18 protein-coding genes are annotated in these 17,290 nt (G+C 67.5%); 7 read left to right on the forward strand and 11 right to left on the reverse strand.

Annotated features, from left to right (window positions below; genetic code table 11):
* Nucleotides 1–29: 29 nt before the first annotated feature.
* A complete protein-coding gene (locus tag IGS68_RS07360) occupies nucleotides 30–1,448 on the forward strand; it encodes a YcjX family GTP-binding protein (RefSeq protein WP_247881217.1) in 1,419 nt (472 codons plus the stop codon).
* Complete coding sequence (locus IGS68_RS07365) at nucleotides 1,445–2,449, forward strand: TIGR01620 family protein (RefSeq protein ID WP_201078522.1); 1,005 nt, start codon at nucleotides 1,445–1,447, stop codon at nucleotides 2,447–2,449. Before IGS68_RS07360 ends, IGS68_RS07365 begins: the two co-directional genes overlap by 4 nt.
* Before the next feature lie 78 nt (nucleotides 2,450–2,527).
* On the opposite strand, the gene IGS68_RS07370 is transcribed toward IGS68_RS07365, so the two are convergent.
* The 6 genes from IGS68_RS07370 to IGS68_RS07395 all read right to left on the reverse strand — a co-directional run bounded on the left by IGS68_RS07370 (nucleotide 2,528) and on the right by IGS68_RS07395 (nucleotide 6,873).
* Nucleotides 2,528–3,052 carry a hypothetical protein gene (locus IGS68_RS07370; protein WP_201078524.1) on the reverse strand — a complete coding sequence of 175 codons (525 nt, stop codon included), beginning with the start codon at nucleotides 3,050–3,052 and terminating at the stop codon, nucleotides 2,528–2,530.
* Nucleotides 3,052–3,660: a hypothetical protein gene (locus tag IGS68_RS07375; RefSeq protein WP_201078526.1), complete on the reverse strand. Its 609-nt coding sequence runs from the start codon at nucleotides 3,658–3,660 to the stop codon at nucleotides 3,052–3,054. Before IGS68_RS07375 ends, IGS68_RS07370 begins: the two co-directional genes overlap by 1 nt.
* Nucleotides 3,647–4,237: a MotA/TolQ/ExbB proton channel family protein gene (locus tag IGS68_RS35415; protein ID WP_247881218.1), complete on the reverse strand. Its 591-nt coding sequence runs from the start codon at nucleotides 4,235–4,237 to the stop codon at nucleotides 3,647–3,649. The genes IGS68_RS07375 and IGS68_RS35415 overlap by 14 nt, the downstream gene beginning before the upstream one ends.
* 592 nt (nucleotides 4,238–4,829) lie before the next feature.
* Nucleotides 4,830–5,711 (reverse strand): FkbM family methyltransferase, encoded by an 882-nt coding sequence (locus tag IGS68_RS07385; RefSeq protein ID WP_201078528.1) that lies wholly within the window; start codon nucleotides 5,709–5,711, stop codon nucleotides 4,830–4,832.
* 93 nt (nucleotides 5,712–5,804) lie between these two features.
* Nucleotides 5,805–6,593, reverse strand: coding sequence for a 2-oxo-tetronate isomerase (gene otnI / locus IGS68_RS07390; RefSeq protein WP_201078530.1), 789 nt, complete (start codon nucleotides 6,591–6,593; stop codon nucleotides 5,805–5,807).
* Nucleotides 6,594–6,711: 118 nt separating this feature from the next.
* Nucleotides 6,712–6,873, reverse strand: a complete 162-nt coding sequence (locus tag IGS68_RS07395; protein ID WP_201078532.1) for a hypothetical protein — start codon at nucleotides 6,871–6,873, stop codon at nucleotides 6,712–6,714.
* A 313-nt stretch (nucleotides 6,874–7,186) separates the two neighbouring features.
* On the opposite strand from IGS68_RS07395, the gene IGS68_RS07400 reads away from it, so the two are divergent.
* From IGS68_RS07400 to IGS68_RS07420, 5 genes are all read left to right on the forward strand, one after another.
* Entirely contained in the window at nucleotides 7,187–8,026 is an 840-nt protein-coding gene (locus tag IGS68_RS07400; RefSeq protein ID WP_201078534.1) for an N-acetylmuramoyl-L-alanine amidase family protein, read from the forward strand.
* A 163-nt stretch (nucleotides 8,027–8,189) separates the two neighbouring features.
* Nucleotides 8,190–8,768 (forward strand): BON domain-containing protein, encoded by a 579-nt coding sequence (locus IGS68_RS07405; protein WP_247881219.1) that lies wholly within the window; start codon nucleotides 8,190–8,192, stop codon nucleotides 8,766–8,768.
* Nucleotides 8,758–10,143 carry a hypothetical protein gene (locus IGS68_RS07410; protein ID WP_201078538.1) on the forward strand — a complete coding sequence of 462 codons (1,386 nt, stop codon included), beginning with the start codon at nucleotides 8,758–8,760 and terminating at the stop codon, nucleotides 10,141–10,143. Before IGS68_RS07405 ends, IGS68_RS07410 begins: the two co-directional genes overlap by 11 nt.
* An 88-nt stretch (nucleotides 10,144–10,231) precedes the next feature.
* Entirely contained in the window at nucleotides 10,232–11,086 is an 855-nt protein-coding gene (gene purU, locus IGS68_RS07415) for a formyltetrahydrofolate deformylase (protein WP_201078540.1), read from the forward strand.
* A 143-nt stretch (nucleotides 11,087–11,229) separates the two neighbouring features.
* Nucleotides 11,230–11,475, forward strand: a complete 246-nt coding sequence (locus IGS68_RS07420) for a type II toxin-antitoxin system ParD family antitoxin (protein ID WP_201078542.1) — start codon at nucleotides 11,230–11,232, stop codon at nucleotides 11,473–11,475.
* Nucleotides 11,476–11,839: 364 nt separating this feature from the next.
* Here the strand turns inward: IGS68_RS07420 and IGS68_RS07430 are convergent, their stop codons facing one another.
* Genes IGS68_RS07430 through hypF form a run of 5 tightly spaced genes read right to left on the reverse strand, consistent with a single transcriptional unit; the run spans nucleotide 11,840 to nucleotide 17,290 of the window.
* The gene (locus IGS68_RS07430; protein WP_201078546.1) at nucleotides 11,840–12,547 is read right to left on the reverse strand and encodes a Crp/Fnr family transcriptional regulator; all 708 of its coding nucleotides are present in this window, start codon (nucleotides 12,545–12,547) and stop codon (nucleotides 11,840–11,842) included.
* 14 nt (nucleotides 12,548–12,561) lie between these two features.
* Nucleotides 12,562–13,614, reverse strand: coding sequence for a hydrogenase expression/formation protein HypE (gene hypE / locus IGS68_RS07435; protein WP_371821887.1), 1,053 nt, complete (start codon nucleotides 13,612–13,614; stop codon nucleotides 12,562–12,564).
* A 5-nt stretch (nucleotides 13,615–13,619) separates the two neighbouring features.
* The gene (gene hypD / locus IGS68_RS07440) at nucleotides 13,620–14,765 is read right to left on the reverse strand and encodes a hydrogenase formation protein HypD (protein WP_201078548.1); all 1,146 of its coding nucleotides are present in this window, start codon (nucleotides 14,763–14,765) and stop codon (nucleotides 13,620–13,622) included.
* Nucleotides 14,762–15,031 (reverse strand): HypC/HybG/HupF family hydrogenase formation chaperone, encoded by a 270-nt coding sequence (locus tag IGS68_RS07445; protein ID WP_201078550.1) that lies wholly within the window; start codon nucleotides 15,029–15,031, stop codon nucleotides 14,762–14,764. The genes hypD and IGS68_RS07445 overlap by 4 nt, the downstream gene beginning before the upstream one ends.
* A gap of 9 nt (nucleotides 15,032–15,040) precedes the next feature.
* A complete protein-coding gene (gene hypF / locus IGS68_RS07450; protein WP_247881220.1) occupies nucleotides 15,041–17,290 on the reverse strand; it encodes a carbamoyltransferase HypF in 2,250 nt (749 codons plus the stop codon).

The raw sequence follows: 17,290 nt of genomic DNA on the forward strand, positions 1-17,290 counted from the left end.
CGCACCAACCGGACCTGTCGAGACAGAGATTGCCTCCATCACCCTTCCGCGACCTGACCAACCTGGGAAGCCGGGCCTTCGACCGCGTCGGCGAACTGACCGACCGGATGCTGGACGGCAACCTGCGCATCGGCGTGACCGGCTTGCGCCGGTCCGGCAAGACGGTGCTGACCACCGCCCTGATCGACAACCTGCTGCATGCCGACCGGCTGCCGTTCCTGGACGTGGTCGCGACCGGCCGCTTCATCGCCGCCCGCATGGAGCCGCAGCCCGACCAGGCGGTGCCGCGCTTCGACTATGAAAGCCAGATCGCCCGGCTGACCGCGCCGGATCCGCAATGGCCGAACAACACGAAGGTCACCAGCCAGGTGCGGGTCGCGGTCCGCTACATGCCGGGGACGATGCTGAAGCGCCGCCTGCTCGGGCCGACCCGGCTGAACCTGGACATCGTGGACTATCCCGGCGAGTGGCTGCTCGACCTGCCATTGCTGGACCGGAGCTATGCCGAGTGGTCGCGCGAGACCCTGGAGCTTGCCAGGCGTCCGCCGCGCGACGCCCTGGCGGCGGAATGGCTGGCCTACCTGTCCAACCGCGACCCGGCCGGCCCCGCCGAGGAGGCGGTCGCCCGCCGATCGGCCGAGCTTTACACCCAATACCTGCTGGCATGCCGGGCCTCCGACCAGTTGCTCAGCCTGATCCAGCCCGGCCGCTTCGTGGAACCGGGGGAGCTGGTCGGCGCCCCGGTGCTCGCCTTCTGTCCCTTGCCGGAACCCTCGGCTCGGGCCGGGCGGCATACCCTATGGGCGATGATGGAGGAGCGGTTCGAGGCCTACAAGACCAACGTCGTCCGGCGATTCTTCACCGAGCACTTCGCCCGGCTGGATCGCCAGATCGTGCTGGTGGACGTCATCGGCGCGCTTAACGCCGGGCCGGCCGCCCTGGCCGACATGCAGACCTCCCTGTCCGCCACGCTGGAATCCTTCCGACATGGACGGTCGAGCTGGCTCGGGCGGCTGCTCGGCGGGCGGATCGACCGGGTTCTGTTCGCCGCCACCAAGGCCGACCACATCCCGTCCAACCAGCATGCCAACCTGCGCCGCCTGCTCGACGGACTGGTCGAGGAGCGGCGGAACGCGATCCGGTTCGAGGGCGCGCGGGTCGAGACCATGGCGATCGCGGCGCTGAAATGCACCGAGACGGTCATGGCGGAGCACCAGGGCCGGCAGCTCGCCTGCGTGCGGGGCATTCCCATCGGGCGGACCGAACCGACCGTCCTGTATCCCGGCGAGATCCCGGACGACCACCGGCTGCTGACCGACGACGGCGTTCGCCGGCTCAACTTCCTGGACTTCCGGCCGCCCCTGCTGTCGGCCCGGCAGGGCCGGGGTCTGCCGAATATCCGGCTCGACCAGGCGCTGGACTTCCTGATCGGAGATTTCCTGTCATGACCGGGCGGACGCGGGACAAGGACTTCATCGCGCCGATGGAACTGGACCCCGGCGGCGCCGTGACCGTGGTCCCGGACGATCGGGCCGCCGGTACCGCGGTATCGGGCCTTCCGAGCGAAGCCGACCTGCCGGATCCCGTCCCGGCACCCCGGCGCTGGGCTGTCCGGCTGCTGGTCGGCTCGGCGGCGGCCCTGGTGACATTGGCGGTCGGGTACGACACCGTCGACCTGATCCGGCGCGCCTTCGAAACCAGCGTGCTGCTGGGCGGCGGCGCCGTCGCGCTGGCAGGCGGGGCCGTGCTGGGCGGCTTCGGCCTGCTCTCGGGCGAACTGCGCAGCCTGCGGCGCCTGCGCCGGATCGACGGGCTGCGGGAGGAGGCGGAGCACCTGCGGACTTCCGGCACCCATGGCGAGGCCGCGCGCTACGCCGGGGCGGTTGCCTCGCTCTACCGCGACCGGCGCGACCTGTCGGCGCAGGTCGCCGCCTTGAAGGACAATCTCAGCGACGCCCATGACGACCGGGAAGTCGTGCGCATGGTCGATCTCCAGCTGCTCCAGGACATCGACCGCCGCTCGTACCAGCTCGTCCTGCGGGCCGCCCGCGACACCGCGGTCGCCACGGCGCTGAGCCCGGCGGCCCTGCTCGACGTCGTGATCGTGCTGTGGCGGAACCTGAAGCTGGTGCGCGAGGTCGCGACCCTCTACGGCGCCCGTCCCGGCTATGTCGGCAGCCTGAAGCTGCTGCGCCGGATGCTCGCCAACATCGCGATCGCCGGAGTCGCGGAGAGCGGCAACGACCTGATGGTCGAGGCCCTGGGAAGCACGCTCGCGGCATCGCTCTCGACCCGGGTGGGGCAGGGGGTGATCAACGGGCTGCTGACCGCCCGCGTCGGCCTCACGGCCATGCATCTGTGCCGGCCTCTGGCCTACGACGAGACCAACCGTCCCAGCCTCAAGCGGATCCGGCGGGAGTTGCTGAACGTGCCGAAGCAGGTCCTGTAGGGGCCGCGAAGCGGGACGCCTCCTCCGCGGGGTCGGGAGGAGGCGTTCCGGAGAGCCGCTCGACCGGAGGTCTGACCGTCAGGCGCTGGTGCCGGGGTGCTGATAGACAAGGGGCGCGTCCCCGCCGCCGCGCTCGCCGTTCTTTTCCGGCAGCTTCGGCTGGGGCAGGGCATAGAACATCGGCTTGTCCTTGTCCCAGGTATTCTCGAACGGCAGTTCCATCTTCAGGCCGCCCTGGTTCTTCTCGGCCTCGCGCATCGCCTGCTGGAGCTGCTTGGCGACGTCCTCGCTCCAGCCGATCTTGTAATAGCGCGGCTCCGCGGTCCCGGGCAGCTGGAGCCACAGGTAGATCGCCTCGCCCTCCTGCATCCGGGCGCTCAGCACGGTCGCCTCGCTCATGCTGCGGTGGAACCATTCCAGCGCCACCGGCTTCGGCTTGCTCAGCAGGTCGGCGAAGCTGGCGTAGGACAGCGGCATGAAGGCGGCGGCCAGCGTCACGGCGCCGATCTTCACCCACAGCTTGCGGGGCGACCAGATGCTGATGGTGGCGAGCCCCGCGGCCAGCACGACGGCCACGACGAAGAGGTTCATCATGAGTTGCATCACTGCCTCCACTTGCGCAGGGCCTTCGGCAGGCTGTTGACGCTGCCGGGGACGAGATCCCCTGCCTCCGTCAGCTTGAACCGGTAGACCGTCAGTTCCTGGTTCTCGACCGTCAGGTCGACCGTGCTGGACAGCACCTGCTTCGCGGACTCGGCGGTGGGCTTCTTGACGCTGGTCACGACCGTGACCTTGACCGGCGAGACCCGGGCCTTGTTGCGGTACATGTGCAGGTTGATCGCATATTCGCCCGGCGGTATGCCTCGGCTGTAGCTGACTTCATAGTTCAGCTGGGTCGGGTCGGCATTTCGGCCAAGGTCGTCGCGCAGCAGGTTGAAGATGACGCCGGACTTGTTGGAATACCCGACCGGTACGTCGCCGGGTGCCTGGACCCAAAGGTCTATGTCGGTATCCAGCTCGTCGGCCCACCGGGCCTCGACCATGATGTTGCCGGGGGTCGTGCTGACGGCGGCCTGGGCCTGCTGCTTGGGATTGAGGTGCGGGAGCAGCAGGATCACGACAGCCACGAAGCCGCACAGGGCGAGCGTTATGACGTCGCGGAAGACGGTGCCGTTGACGTCTTCGTCGTCGAACTGGTCAAGACCCTGCATGGCGTTCACCCAGCGCCGAGATCTCGGTGATCAGGTTGACGGTGCCGGTGGCGAGCATGTTGTAGTTGATGCTCAGCCAGATGTTCAGCACGCCGCCGACCAGGGTCGTGTAGAGCGCCACCGACATGCCTTCGATCAGCTTGGTGACCATGGGGGCGATCGAGGCCACGTCGCCGGCCTTCGCCGGATCGACCCCGCTCAGGGAGATGATGAAGCCGACGACGGTCCCGATCAGCCCGAGCAGGACAAGGCTCGCCGCCAGATGCCGGACCATCGCGACCCGCGACGACAGCTTCAGGCGGAGATTGCCGGCGAGGATGCTCCGGCTGCCGCTGTCACGGCCCATGACCTCGGCCACGTAGCGCGCGGCGCGCGAATTGCCATGGAGTTGGAAGTCCTTGCACGCGTTGAGCTCGCAGCTGGTGCGCCAGACCTTGGCGGCCGAGACCGCCAAACCGACCAGGAAAACGGCGAAGATGAGCTGGCACAACCCGGTATCGTCGGAAACGAGGATCGGCGTGATCCATCCCTGAAGCCATGCTGCGGCCAGGAGAGCGGAAGCGACTGTATTGACCAAGGCAAAACGAAGAACTAGAAGGTATTTCTGAGGGTTGCGGGCGAGATCGACAATGGTGTTGGAAGACCGTGTGTGTAGAACGGTTGGCACGGTACTCCGCGCCGTGTGGACGGTCTCAGCAGTCGCATCGGTCATCAAGGCTCTCCGTTGACAAGCGGCTGATCAGAACTTCATCTCTCCAACTCCCTATCGCAATCGTTATGCCAAGCATCTTTTTTTGCGCGACCTGCTGATTGTACACAGCAACACAACCGTCACAAGACCGGGGAGTCGAGCCAAGGGCGCTGGATCGTGCACAGAATTGAAGCAAAGCCGGGAACCGGCGTCAGAATTGCCTATTAATTGTGCAAAATAGCCGAAAATAAAGCAGTTTTTAACGATTTGAGCGACAGAATGTCACGGATATGGCCGACCATATCCTGGTATCGCGAAAACCGGGCCGGGGCTGCCGCGCCGCAGGCATCGCTTTGTTCGCGAAAGGTTTATCGGAAAACCCGCCCGGCGCGCCGGGCTTTTCCCGGAAGAACGGAACCGTCATGCTGCGCTGCACAATGGCTGTGCAGGGCTCCGACTCCAGGCCGACTCAGGACGATCAGGCCGCGGCCGAAGCCCCGTCCGGCGTCCTCCGCAGGATCACGTTCAGCCGCGTCCTCTGACTGATCCGATAGCCGTGGTCGATGCACAGCTTGACGCAATCCGTCTTCCACCGGTCACTCGACATCTCCAGCAGGATCAGCGCCGGCCAGCGCCGTTCCGGCGCGGAGGAGAAGAACGGCACCAGCACGGTATCCTCGGCTCCCTCGATATCGATCTTCAGGGCGTCGACCCGGTCGAACCCCGCTTCGGCGAGCAGGCCGTCGAGAGTCCTGCACGGCACGGAGACCCGCTCGCCCGTCTTCATGGCGATGCTGCTCTGGCCCCGGTTGCCGCGATCGATGAACAGGTCCAGGGTCCCCGTGCGGTCCGCCACCGCGCATTGCAGCGTCCGGATGGTTCCCAGATCGTTGGCCGTCACGTTGAAGGCGAGCCGGCGGTAGATTTCCGGCTGAGGTTCGACCGCCAGCACGCGGGCGTTCCTTCCGGCGAGACCGGCGACGAACAGCGAATAGACGCCGACATTCGCGCCCAGGTCGACGAAGGTGAAGCCGTCATGCAGACAAGCGGTCAGCACCTGGCGTTCTACCGGATCGAAGAACTGCGGCGTGAAAAGCACCCGCTTCTCGCAGACATTGTCTTCCGGGTGCACCCTGAACCTCCGCCCGAAGACATCGACGTCCAAAGGGGACTTGAGACCCGCCAGGACCAGCCGCCGGGCCGCGAAGGCGATACGCTTGCCGAGCCAGGTCTCGGGCTGGGTCCGGGTCAGCCCGATCACGGCGCGCTGGAAGCGGGACGGCGCATAGGTGCCGAACGGCGGCTCCTGGTTGAGTCCGGCCTGGTTGTTCCCGGTATCGATCCCGGACAAGTGCGGCATCTCGTATCCCCATGGACCACGCGCAAGGTGGTGGCGGGCCATGACTAGCATGGCTCGCCCATGGGGTCATTAATGAATTCCTAACCTTGATTGTCACCCGGCGCTGATGCCGTACGCCTTCGCCCAGCCGAGCCCGGCCCGGGTTTCGGCACGCGGCCGGTACTCGCAGCCGATCCAGCCGGTATAACCGATCTCGTCGATCAGGTCGAACAGGAACGGATAGTTGATCTCGCCTATGTCCGGCTCGTGCCGCCCAGGCGTCCCGGCGATCTGGATATGGCCGATCGCTTCCAGGTTCCGACGCAGCCGTTCCGCCAGATCACCCTCCATGATCTGGGTATGGTAGATGTCGAACTGTAGTTTGAGGTTGGGACGGGAAACGGCGGCCATGATCTTGCGGCCTGCGGTCGAGGTGTTCAGGAAATAGCCCGGCATGTCCCGGCTGTTGATCGGTTCGGCCAGCAGGGTGATGCCGTGCCGGGCGACCGCATCCGCGGCATGGCGCAGGTTGGAGACGTAGACGGCCTCGGCCTCCTCCCGGTCGATCCCGGCGTGCACGATGCCGGCCATGGCATGAAGCCGCGGGCAGTCCAGCACGCGCGCGTACTCGATCGCCTTTTCGACCGTTTCGGCGAACTCGGCCTCCCGCCCCGGAATCGCCGCCATGCCGCGCTCTCCGCCGGCCCAGTCGCCGGGGGGCATGTTGAACAGCACCTGCTCGAGCCCCGCGTCGTCGAGCGCACGCTTGATCTCGGCGGCGCGCCATTCGTAGGGGAACAGGTATTCGACTCCCCGGAAGCCGCATTCGGCGGCGGCGCCGAAACGGTCCAGGAAATCGTGCTCCTGGAACATCATGGACAGATTGGCGGCGAATTTGGGCATGGTTCCCCCGTTTTCCCTGATCTGGTGGCAGGGCAAACAAAAGCCCGTAGCGGCCCCGGTTGCAAGGCCGTACGGGCTTTCAAAGGGGGTAGCCTGCGGCGCGGCGGGAGCCGGCCGCCTACTGCTCGTACCGTTCGAGTTGCCGCCGCAGGTCGGACGCTTCCTCCTGCAGGGCTTCGATCCTCATGTCATCCGGCACCCGCCGCTTCAACTCGTCGGCTATACGGGCTTCCAGAGCCACGCGCTCCTCGCGGATGATGTTGATCAAGGCTTCCTTCATGACCGCCTCCACCATCTTCAAGAGAACAGTCTGACCCGAGTCGGGATCGAGAACAAGATATCATAAGTCGAAAATGCAATCGATTTCGCCACCGCTTTGGGAATGCTCCGGGAGGGGCGCTTCCGGCGGGATCCGAACTGGAAATCCAGGGCGGAAATTCGGGTGCACCGCTCTCTCGGGACTCGACAAGCAGCGGGTGGGGTAATTAACAGTTAACCAACAGCCCCCTAAACTGGCCGCCGAGGTCCATGCCGCCGGCCTGGGGGCCAGTCACTGGACCGATGACCACAGGATCGATGGGTAGTCTTATCGGATGAAGCGCAGGGTTCTGCTTCAATTGGCGTTGAACGCGCCCTTGCTCGGAATCGGGACCTCCGGTCTGGCGGGCCTTCTGGTGCCCGCCAGCGCCACCGCCGCTCCCGCCAACGGACCACAGCGCAAGCCCGAGCCCCCGACGGCCGCGCCGAGCCGGCGACTCCTGGTGATCGACCCGGGGCATGGCGGCCGCGACCCCGGCGCCATCGGCGTCCGGGGAACGCTGGAGAAGGAGATCACGCTGGATATCGCGCGCGAGATCGCGCGTCGGCTTCGGGGAGTTCCCGGCGTCGCGGCGAAGTTGACGCGGGATACCGATATCTTCCTGCCGCTGGCCGAGCGGGTCGCCATAGCGCGCGACGCCGGGGCCGACCTGTTCATATCGATCCATGCCGACAGCGCGCCCAACCGCGATGCACGCGGATTGTCCGCCTACACCCTGTCCGACAAGGCGTCGGACGATTTCGCCTTCGCGCTGGCCAAGCAGGAGAACCTTGCCGACGGTTCGGGGGGCATCGACCTGCGGCACACCCGGCCTCAAGTCGCGGCGATCCTGTCCGACCTCGTCGCCCGCCATACCGTCACCGCGTCGCTGATGGCGAAGAGCAGCCTCGTGGAGGGCGCGGGACGCTCGCTCCGGTTGCTCGACAATCCCAAGAGGTCGGCGAACTTCGCGGTCCTGAAGGCGCCCGATGTTCCGTCGGTCCTGATCGAGACCGGTTTCCTGTCCAACCCGCGTGACGAGGATTTGCTGCGCGACGTTGCCCAGCGCCGCCGCATCGCCGACGTGCTGTCGCGTGAGCTGGCCGACGTCATGACAAGCGCTCCGTTCGCGTGAGCGCGCGGACCGGTATGATACTGTCTGCTGCAATCGGGCCACGATAGACGAAAAAGCCGTGGCTCCAGTTTCGAGTAATTCAAATATGTGTTGCAATCACGTGGCGGGCGTGACTTCTTCGCGCCGCCCGGACGTGGATCGCGACCGGTGTACGGAGGAAGCTTTGAGGTCTCGCGCGCGTTTTTCGCTGTTCGTCCTGGGAACCCTGGCCATCGCCGCCCTGCCGGGGTGCGCGCCGCTCGTCGTCGGCGGCGCCGCCACCACCGCGGTCGTCGCGGCCTCGCAGGAGCGGGGACTGGGCGGCGCCATCAGCGATACCGAGATCCAGGCGCAGATCAATCATTACTGGTTCCAGCACAGCGTCGAGATGCATTCGCGCCTCGGCATGACGGTCAACCAGGGCACCGTCCTCCTGACCGGGCGCGCCAGGACGCCCGAGGAGCGGCTCGATGCGGTCCGTCTTGCCTGGCAGGCCAATGGCGTTCGCGAAGTGATCAACGAGATCGTCGTGGACGACGCCTCGACGCTGGGCGACTCAACCCGCGACACCTGGATCAGCACACAGCTGCGCGGCAAGCTCCTGTTCGACCGGGAGGTCTCGTCGATCAACTATTCGATCGAGACGGTCAACGGCGTCGTCTACCTGATGGGCAACGCGCGCGACCCGGCCGAACTGGAGCGGGTGACCGGCCATGCCAGGTCGTTGCCCTATGTGAAGCGCGTCGTGAGCTATGTCCGCTGACGCAGCCGCCCATGGTCGGCGCAGGCCCGGCGCGTTCCTGCTGGTCGTGGCGGCGGTGCTGGCCCTGCTGGCGGCCGGGGTGGCGGCGGGGTTTCCGTCCACCGCCCGGGCGCAGGAGAGCACCGGCAGCGCGAACCGGCAGTTCGTCCAGGCCATGCAGCTCATCCAGCAGGCCAACGCCACGTTCGATCCGGCCGAGGAGGCGCGCCTGCTGCGCGACGCCGACCGGCTTCTGAACGAGATCGTGCAGCGCTATCCCGAAAGCCCGGTCGCGGTCCAGCTCATCACCAACCAGTTCATCGGTGATTTCGACGTCTTCGAGTTCCGAAACCGCGTCCGGGCCCTGATCTGCAACGAAGCCCTGTCCACGGCCTGCTTCCTCTACAAGATCGAGAACCTGCTGCCGCCCATCGAGCATCCGATCTCCACGCCACGGTGGGACTGGCTCTCGCTCGCCGTGGCCTACCACCTGAACGGCGGTGCCGAGCGCGCGCGGGAGATCATCGCTCCCTTCGTCGGCGCGCTTCGGCGCGGGGCGGCCACCAGTGCCGAGTCCCAGGAAGAGGACCTGTTCGTCGCCCGTGCCCTGGCGCTGACCGGCCAGACCGAGATGGCCCTCCAGATCACGCGGGGCATCGCCGACTGCTCTACGCGTCTCTACAACCTCACGGACATAGCCGAGATCGCCGGCTGGCGCGGGGAGAAGGAACTGGCGTCGGTGCTGACCACCGAAGCCCGGAACTACGCCCAGGCGAATGCCTGCGCCTGGGAACTGGGGCTGGTCGTGCAGGCGCTGATGCGGGTCGGCCGAGAGGCGGAGGCGCGGACCCTCTTCCTGAACACGGTGGAGCAACAGTTCTCCCGCTTCCGCGAGACGAAGCAGGAGTGCTGTCCGGCGGAACTGGCGGTGGCCGCCGCCGACCTGGGCGAGGTGAACCTGGCGCTGGGCCTGCTGCGTACGGTCCAGGAGGACAGTCCCTGGACGGTTCCCGCCGTGCTCGGCCGGCTCGCGGCAGGAGGAGAGGTGTCCCTGACCTCCGCCTATCTCGAACAGGTCCAGGACCCCGATCCGCAATCGGAGATCCTGTCGGAATTCATCGCGGCGTCGCTCCGCCGGGGCGAGCTGGCGATCGCCCAGCAATGGATGGGGCGTCTCGTGAAGCTTGCCGAAGTGCCGGCCAATCGGCGCCCGACGGTCCTGGCCCAACGCGCCAAGGCGGAGAGGCTGATGTATGGCGACGACCGCTGGCGGAACAGCATGTCGCAGGCGATCGCCGCCGCCGACCGGAGCAGCGCCTTCGTCCGGCGCGACATCGGAGTGCCGCTGCTGGCGGCGCTGGTCAGGATCGAGAGCGGGTTGCCGATGCTCGATTGAGCGCGGCAGAGGATTGGCACTTGCACGGGATGCCCGGTTGCGCTTCTTTCCACGGATCGTGCCACCAGCCGTCCTGGAAAGAACCGAGATGACCGCCCGCTACATTCTGACCATTTCGTGCCCGGACACGGTCGGCATCGTCGCGGCCGTATCCGGCTTCCTGGCGGAGCGGGGCTGCAACATCATCGACAGCGCCCAGTTCGGCGACCGTACCAGCGACCTGTTCTTCCTGCGCATCTTCCTGGCCGCTCCGGAGGCGGGTCCAGACCGCGAGGGTCTGGCAGCCCAGTTCGCCGAGGTCGCCCGCCGGTTCGGGATGACCTGGCACCTGCACGACGCGGAACGCCCGCAGCGCCTGCTGATCCTGGTCTCGAAATTCGGCCACTGCCTGAACGACCTGCTCTACCGCTACCGGGTCGGAGGCCTGAACGTCGAGATTCCGGCGATCGTGTCCAACCATCGCGACTTCTACCAGCTCGCGGCCTGGCACAACGTCCCGTTCCATTACCTGCCGGTCAAGCCCGACAACAAGGCGGAGCAGGAGGCGCGGCTGTGGGAGATCATCGAGCAGGAGCGCATCGACCTGGTCGTACTGGCGCGCTACATGCAGGTGCTCTCGCCCGAGCTGTGCGAGCGGCTGGCCGGGCGCGCGATCAATATCCACCACTCGTTCCTGCCCAGCTTCAAGGGCGCCAAGCCCTACCACCAGGCCTTCGCCCGCGGCGTCAAGCTGATCGGAGCGACCGCCCATTACGTGACGTCCAACCTGGACGAAGGTCCGATCATCGAGCAGGAGGTCGAGCGCGTCGACCACACCCGCACTCCCGACGACCTGGTCGAGGTCGGCCGCGACGTGGAGAGCGTCGTGCTGGCCCGTGCCGTCAAGTACCATATCGAACACAGGGTCCTGCTGAACGGCAGCAAGACGGTGGTCTTCCGGTAAGGAGCCACACTGACACCGGCACCTCTTGATGGTGGCGCGCTGGTCGCATACAATCCGCGAGACTTCGCATATCGAGGGTGCTGATCGTGCCTACCCGCAACGTTTTTCTGACCGATCATCAAACTCAACTGGTCGATTGACTCGTGGCATCCGGCCGTTACCAAGATGCCGGCGAAGTGTTCCGCGAAGGTCTGAGGTTGATCGAACATCAGGATGCGGAGGAACGCATCCGCCTGGATGCGTTGCGGGAAGCCGTTCGCATCGGCGCCACCGATATCGATGAAGGCCGGTACCGCTCGTTCTCGTCAGCCGATACCCTTGATTATCACCTTGCCTCACTGGCTGGTGAGGCGATCGGTGAAGACTCCGGCGACCCTCGACGGCGTTGAGGAAAGATACCTCCTGGACGTTACGCCTTTCCGCTGCCGCAGAAACCGATTTCCAGGAAATTCTGGTTTGGACATTGCGGCAGTTCGGCCGCCACTAGGCCATGCAGTATTCGCGGACTCTCGGGGCTTCCCTCAAGGACCTGTCCGAGGGTCCGGATGTCGTCGGCGTAAGGGTCCGGGACGATATCTCGCCCGGCCTGTATTCGTTGCATGTCGCCCGGAAAGGGCGCAAAGGCCGGCACATCGTCCTGTATCGAGCTTCGGTGTCAGGCGAGGAGGCGTTTGTCGATGTCTTGCGAATCCTGCATGACTCCATGGACATCATGACCCATCTTCCGGTCGATCTCACGGACAGGGCAAAGGATTAGGCTTCCGCCACCACGTCCTCCAGCCCCTCGCGATTGCAGCGGACCAGATGGTCGCCGACGTCGGCGATCAGGCCGGCGCGCCGGAATTCGGCTACCGTGCGGCTGGCGGTTTCCATGGTGATCGCCAGCATGGCGCCGACATCCTCGCGGATCGGCAGGTGGCAGATATCGCCGTCCGTCGCGTCGAGCATCTGGAGCAGCAGGCGCGCCAGCCGGAGCCGCGCGCTGCCGGTCGAAAGCTCGGTCAGCCAGTCGTCGGCTTGCTGGAGCGACTGATGCCAGCGCTTCATCAGCTGCGTGTGCAGGCGTGGGGTCTCGGCGCTGAGGCGGTCGACCACCGCCCGTGGGATGCGGCAGGTCAGGACGGGCTGCAGGGCCGTCGCGGTGTGGGCGTAGGGCTCGCCGAGCAAGGCTTCAAGGCCGGCTACGGCGCCCTGGCGGAGCAGGCGGACGATCCTGTGGGATCCGTCCGGCAGGTACTGCACCAGCTTGACCGTGCCTTCGCGCAGGGTGAACAGGTAAGGCTTCGAGTCGCCGGCATGATAGAGCGACTCCCCGGGTTTGAACCGGACCTCGTCGATCGGCAGGTGGATCAGGCTGAAATCGGTCTGCCGAAGGTCGGCGAAGAGCACGAGGTCCCGGATGCCGCAGCTCCGGCATTGCGGAGGTCCCTTCCAGGCGTCGCCGATCTCCCGCTCCTTCACGCCGTCCTCCCGCCTCAACAGATCCGGGGCAGCTGCTCGCCGGCAAGCCAGTCCACGATGCGCTTTCCTCCGAATGTCGTCTGCAGTTGCACGAAGCGATGGTCGTCGTCAATGACCGTGCCGATGACCGCGGCATCGATCCCCAGCGGATGGCCGCGCATGGCGTCGAGCAGCCGGGCGGCATCCCCGGGTGCGCAGATCGCCACCAGCTTGCCCTCGTTCGCCACATAGAGGGGGTCGAGGCCCAGCAATTCGCAGGCGGCGGCGACTTCCCCGCGGACCGGGATCGCCCGTTCGTCGAGCAGCATGCCGACCCCGGATTGCCGCGCGATCTCGTTGAGCGTGGTCGCCAGGCCGCCGCGCGTCGGGTCGCGGAGCACGTGGATGTCGGGAACGGCGCCGACCATGGCCGCGACAAGGCCGTGAAGCGCCGCGCTGTCGGAGGCGATGGTCGTCTCGAAGCTGAGGTTCTCGCGCGTGGACATGATCGCGACGCCATGGTCGCCGACGAAGCCGCTGACCAGGACCGCGTCGCCCGGCCGCGCCCTGTCGCCGGAAGGAGCCACGCCGGGCGGCACCGCGCCGATGCCGGTCGTGTTGATGAAGACGCCGTCGCCCTTGCCGCGCTCGACCACCTTGGTGTCGCCGGTCACGATCGCGACGCCGGCTTCGGCCGCCGCGGTCGCCATCGAAGCGACGATCCGGGCGAGATCGCGGAGCGCGAAGCCCTCCTCGATGATGAAGCCCGCCGTCAGGTAGAGCGGCCGGGCGCCCGCCATCGCCAAGTCGTTGACCGTTCCGTGGACCGCCAGCGAGCCGATGTCGCCGCCCGGGAAGAACAGGGGAGAGACCACATAGCTGTCGGTGGTGACGGCGAGCCGGCCGGCCGGGGGGTCGAAGACCGCCTGGTCGTTGCGGCGGGCCAGCAGCGGATTGTCGAAGGCCGCGCCGAACAGCTCCTCGACGAGCTGGGCCATGGCCTTGCCGCCGCTGCCGTGGCTCATGTCGACCTGGCCGTTCTTCAGGTCGAGCTTGCGGGTGAAAGGCCGGCGGTCGTCCTGCATCATCGATGTCAACCCGTCTTGACCCGTTTGGGAATGTCACGCCAGCGGCCGTACAGATAATACGCCGCGCAGGAGCCTTCCGGCGAGACCATGCAGGACCCCATGGGGTTTTCGGGGGTGCAGGCCGTGCCGAAGATCGCGCAGTCCAGCGGCTTCTTCGCGCCGCGCAGGATCTGGGCGCAGGAGCATGCCCTGTTGTCGGCGACCGGGACGTAGCGGAGCTGCCAGCGCCGTTCCGCGTCCCAGTCCGCGAACTCCTCGCGGATCTGCAGCGCGCTGTCCGGGATCGTCCCGAGGCCCCGCCATTCGAAGCTGTCGCGCGGTTCGAACACCCGTTCCACCAGGGACTGGGCCTTGCCGTTGCCGTCCCGGGATACCGCGCGGCTGAATTGGTTCTCCACTTCGCAGCGTCCGCCGTTGAGCTGGCGCACCAGCATCAGGATCGACTGCATGACGTCGAGCGGTTCGAACCCGGAGACCACGATGGGGCGGCGATAGTCGCGGGCGAACCGCTCGTAGGGCGCCGAGCCGATGATGGTGCTGACATGTCCCGGCCCGATGAAGCCGTCGACCCGCACGGTGCCGGTCGCGGCCACCTCCGGGCTGTCCAGGATCGCCTGGATCGCCGACGGCGTCAGCACATGGTTGGCGAAGACGCTGAAGTTGCGGAGATCCATCGCCGCCGCCTGGACCAGGGCCACGGCGGTGGTCGGCGCCGTGGTCTCGAACCCGATCGCGAAGAAGACGACCTCGCGGCCCGGATTCTCGCGGGCGATCCGTAGCGCGTCGCCGCTGCCGTAGACCATGCGGATATCGGCACCCCCGGCCTTCGCCTTCATCAGGCTGGTGCGGTCGCGGCCGGGCACCCGCATCATGTCGCCGTAGGTGCACAGGATCACTTCCGGCCGCATCGCCAGCTCGATCGCCATGTCGAGCCGGCCGATCGGCAGGACGCAGACCGGACAGCCGGGACCGTGGATCATCGAGACGTTGGGCGGCAGCAGATCCTCGATCCCGTAGCGGCAGATCGCGTGGGTGTGGCCGCCGCAGAACTCCATCAGTGCGTAGTGCCGGCCGGGATCGGCCTCCGCGGCGATGGCGGCGGCGACCCGGGACGCCAGGGCGCCGTCGCGGTATTCGTCCACGTATCTCATGCGGCGGCATCCTCCTGTTCCGGCTCCTGTTCCGGCTCCTGCCCGGGCGGGGATTGCTCCAGGGCGGCGAGGAGCGCCAGGGTCCGTTCGGCTTCCGCCGGATCGAGCCTGGACAGCGCGTAGCCGACATGGACGATCACGTAGTCGCCCACGGCCGGCTCCTCGATCAGCGCGGTGGAGACCTGCTTGCGCACGCCTCCGAGCGACACCGTGGCGCTGTCGTCATTGTGGATCTCGACGATCCGGGCGGGCAAGGCGAGGCACATGGCGATTTCCTAGCGGATCAAGTGGTGCACGGCGACCCAGGCCTGACCCAGGCTGAGACCGCCGTCGTTCGCGGGTACCCGGCGCGGCACCAGGGCGGTGATTCCATGCCGGGCGAAACCCTTGATCAGGCCCTCGGTCAGCACGGCGTTCATGACGCAGCCGCCGGAGAGGATGATCTCGGCTCCTTCAGCGGCGGGAAGGGCCCAGTCGACCAGGGCGGCGACCAGGGTGCCGTGGAACAGGTCGGCTCCGGTCGCGGGAGGAAGGCCGCGGAGCGCATCGAGCAGCGGCATCAGGTCGAGCACGCCGCCGTCGACCGTCCAGCCGCCGGGCAGCACCGTGGGCCGGGTCACCAGCGACTCCAGCACCATCGCGGCCTCGCCCTCGAACCCCGACATGCTGCGCACGCCCAGCAGGCCGCAGGCGGCATCGAACCAGCGCCCACAGGAGGTGGTCGGCGGGCAGTTGAGCCCCTGGTCGAGCATCTGGACCAGCAAGGCGGTATTGCCGAACCGCGCGAAGCGATGCGCGATCTCGTCGGCCCGGTCCAGCCGGTGCAGGGCCGCCGCCGCCATGCGCCAGGGCTGGCGCGCCGCGGCATCGCCGCCGGGCTGCGCCAGGGGAGCGAAGTGTCCCAGCCGGTCGCACCGCGAACCGTCCACCCGCAGCAGTTCTCCCCCTCGGCTGTCGGCGTGGTCGCCCAGGCCGAAGCCGTCGAGGGCAAGGCCGACGATCGGCCCGGAGCGGCCGTACTCCGCCGCGACCGCCGCCACATGGGCATGGTGATGCTGTACCGGAATGCAGGGAAGACCAAGCGCCTCCGCATGGCGGGTCGACAGGAAGTCGGGATGCAGGTCATGGGCGATTGCGACCGGTTCGACCTCCAGTATGTCGAGCAGGTGGGCGATCGTCTCCTCGAAGAAGCGAAGCGTCGAGGCGTTCTCCAGGTCGCCCAGGTGCTGGGACAGGAAGGCCTGGCTCCCGCGCGTCGCGCAGACGGTGTTCTTGAGGTGCCCGCCCACCGCCAGGACCGGCGGCACCGGCCCGCCGAGGGGGATGCCGAGGGGAACGTAGCCCCGGGCGCGGCGGATCAGCATCGGGGCGCCGCCGATCACCCGCGCCACGCTGTCGTCGCTGCGCGCGACGATATCCCGGTCGTGGGTGACGATGCAGTCCGCGATGTCGCCCAGCCGTTCCGCCGCCTCGGCGTTGCCGATCACCAGCGGTTCGCCGCCGGGGTTGGCGCTGGTCATGACCAGGGCGAAACCCAGCGGCTCGTCCAGCCAAGCGGTTCCCGCCGGACGTCCTGCGGCCTCGTGGAACAGCAGGTAGTGCAGGGGCGTATAGGGCAGCATCAGGCCCAGCCAGGCGAGGTCCGGGGCGAGGTCGGGGGCGACCGTCGGGGCGGCCGCGCCGGACCGCGGGCGGACCAGCACCACCGGCCGCTCGGGGCCGGCCAGGAGTGCCGCCTCGGCGGGACTGGTCTCGGCGATCCGCCGCGCCTCGGCCAGGCTCGCGACCATCATCGCGAAAGGCTTGCCGTTGCGCTGCTTGAGCGCCCGCAGCCGGGCGACCGTCCCGGGGTTGGCTGCGTCGCAGGCGAGGTGGAAGCCGCCGAGACCCTTGATCGCGACGATCTCCCCGGCGCGGAGGCGTGCGACGATCTCCTCCACCCGGATGTGGAGCCTGGGTCCGCAGGCGGGGCAGGCGATCGGCTGGGCGTGGAAGCGTCGGTCGTTCGGGTCGGCGTACTCGCGGGCGCAGTCCGGGCAGAGCGGGAAGCCTGCCATGGAGGTCTGGGGCCTGTCGTAGGGCAGGGAACGGGTGATGGTGTGGCGCGGCCCGCAATGGGTGCAGTTGACGAAGGGGTAGCGCCAGCGCCGGCCCGCGGGATCGAACAGTTCGGCCAGGCAGTCCGGGCAGACGGCGGCATCCGGTCCGATCATGGTGCGCGCGGGACCGGCGGCGACGCTGTCGCGGATCTCGAACCCGCTCTCGGCGGGATCGGGAGCCAGCGGCTCCACCTCGATCCGGTCCACCTGGGCGAGCGGCGGGGCGCGGCATGCCAGGGCATCGAGGAAGCCGGCGGGATCCTTGCCCTGCACCTCCAGCAGGACGCCGTCGGTATCGTTCAGCACCCAGCCCGTCAGGCCGTAACGCCCGGCCAGGTCATGGACGAACGGCCGGAACCCGACCCCCTGGACCAGCCCCCGGACGCGCACGCGGGAGCGGCTCACCGGCATGGGATCGACGACCAC

The organism is Skermanella sp. TT6 (assembly GCF_016653635.2).
GTDB lineage: Bacteria > Pseudomonadota > Alphaproteobacteria > Azospirillales > Azospirillaceae > Skermanella > Skermanella cutis.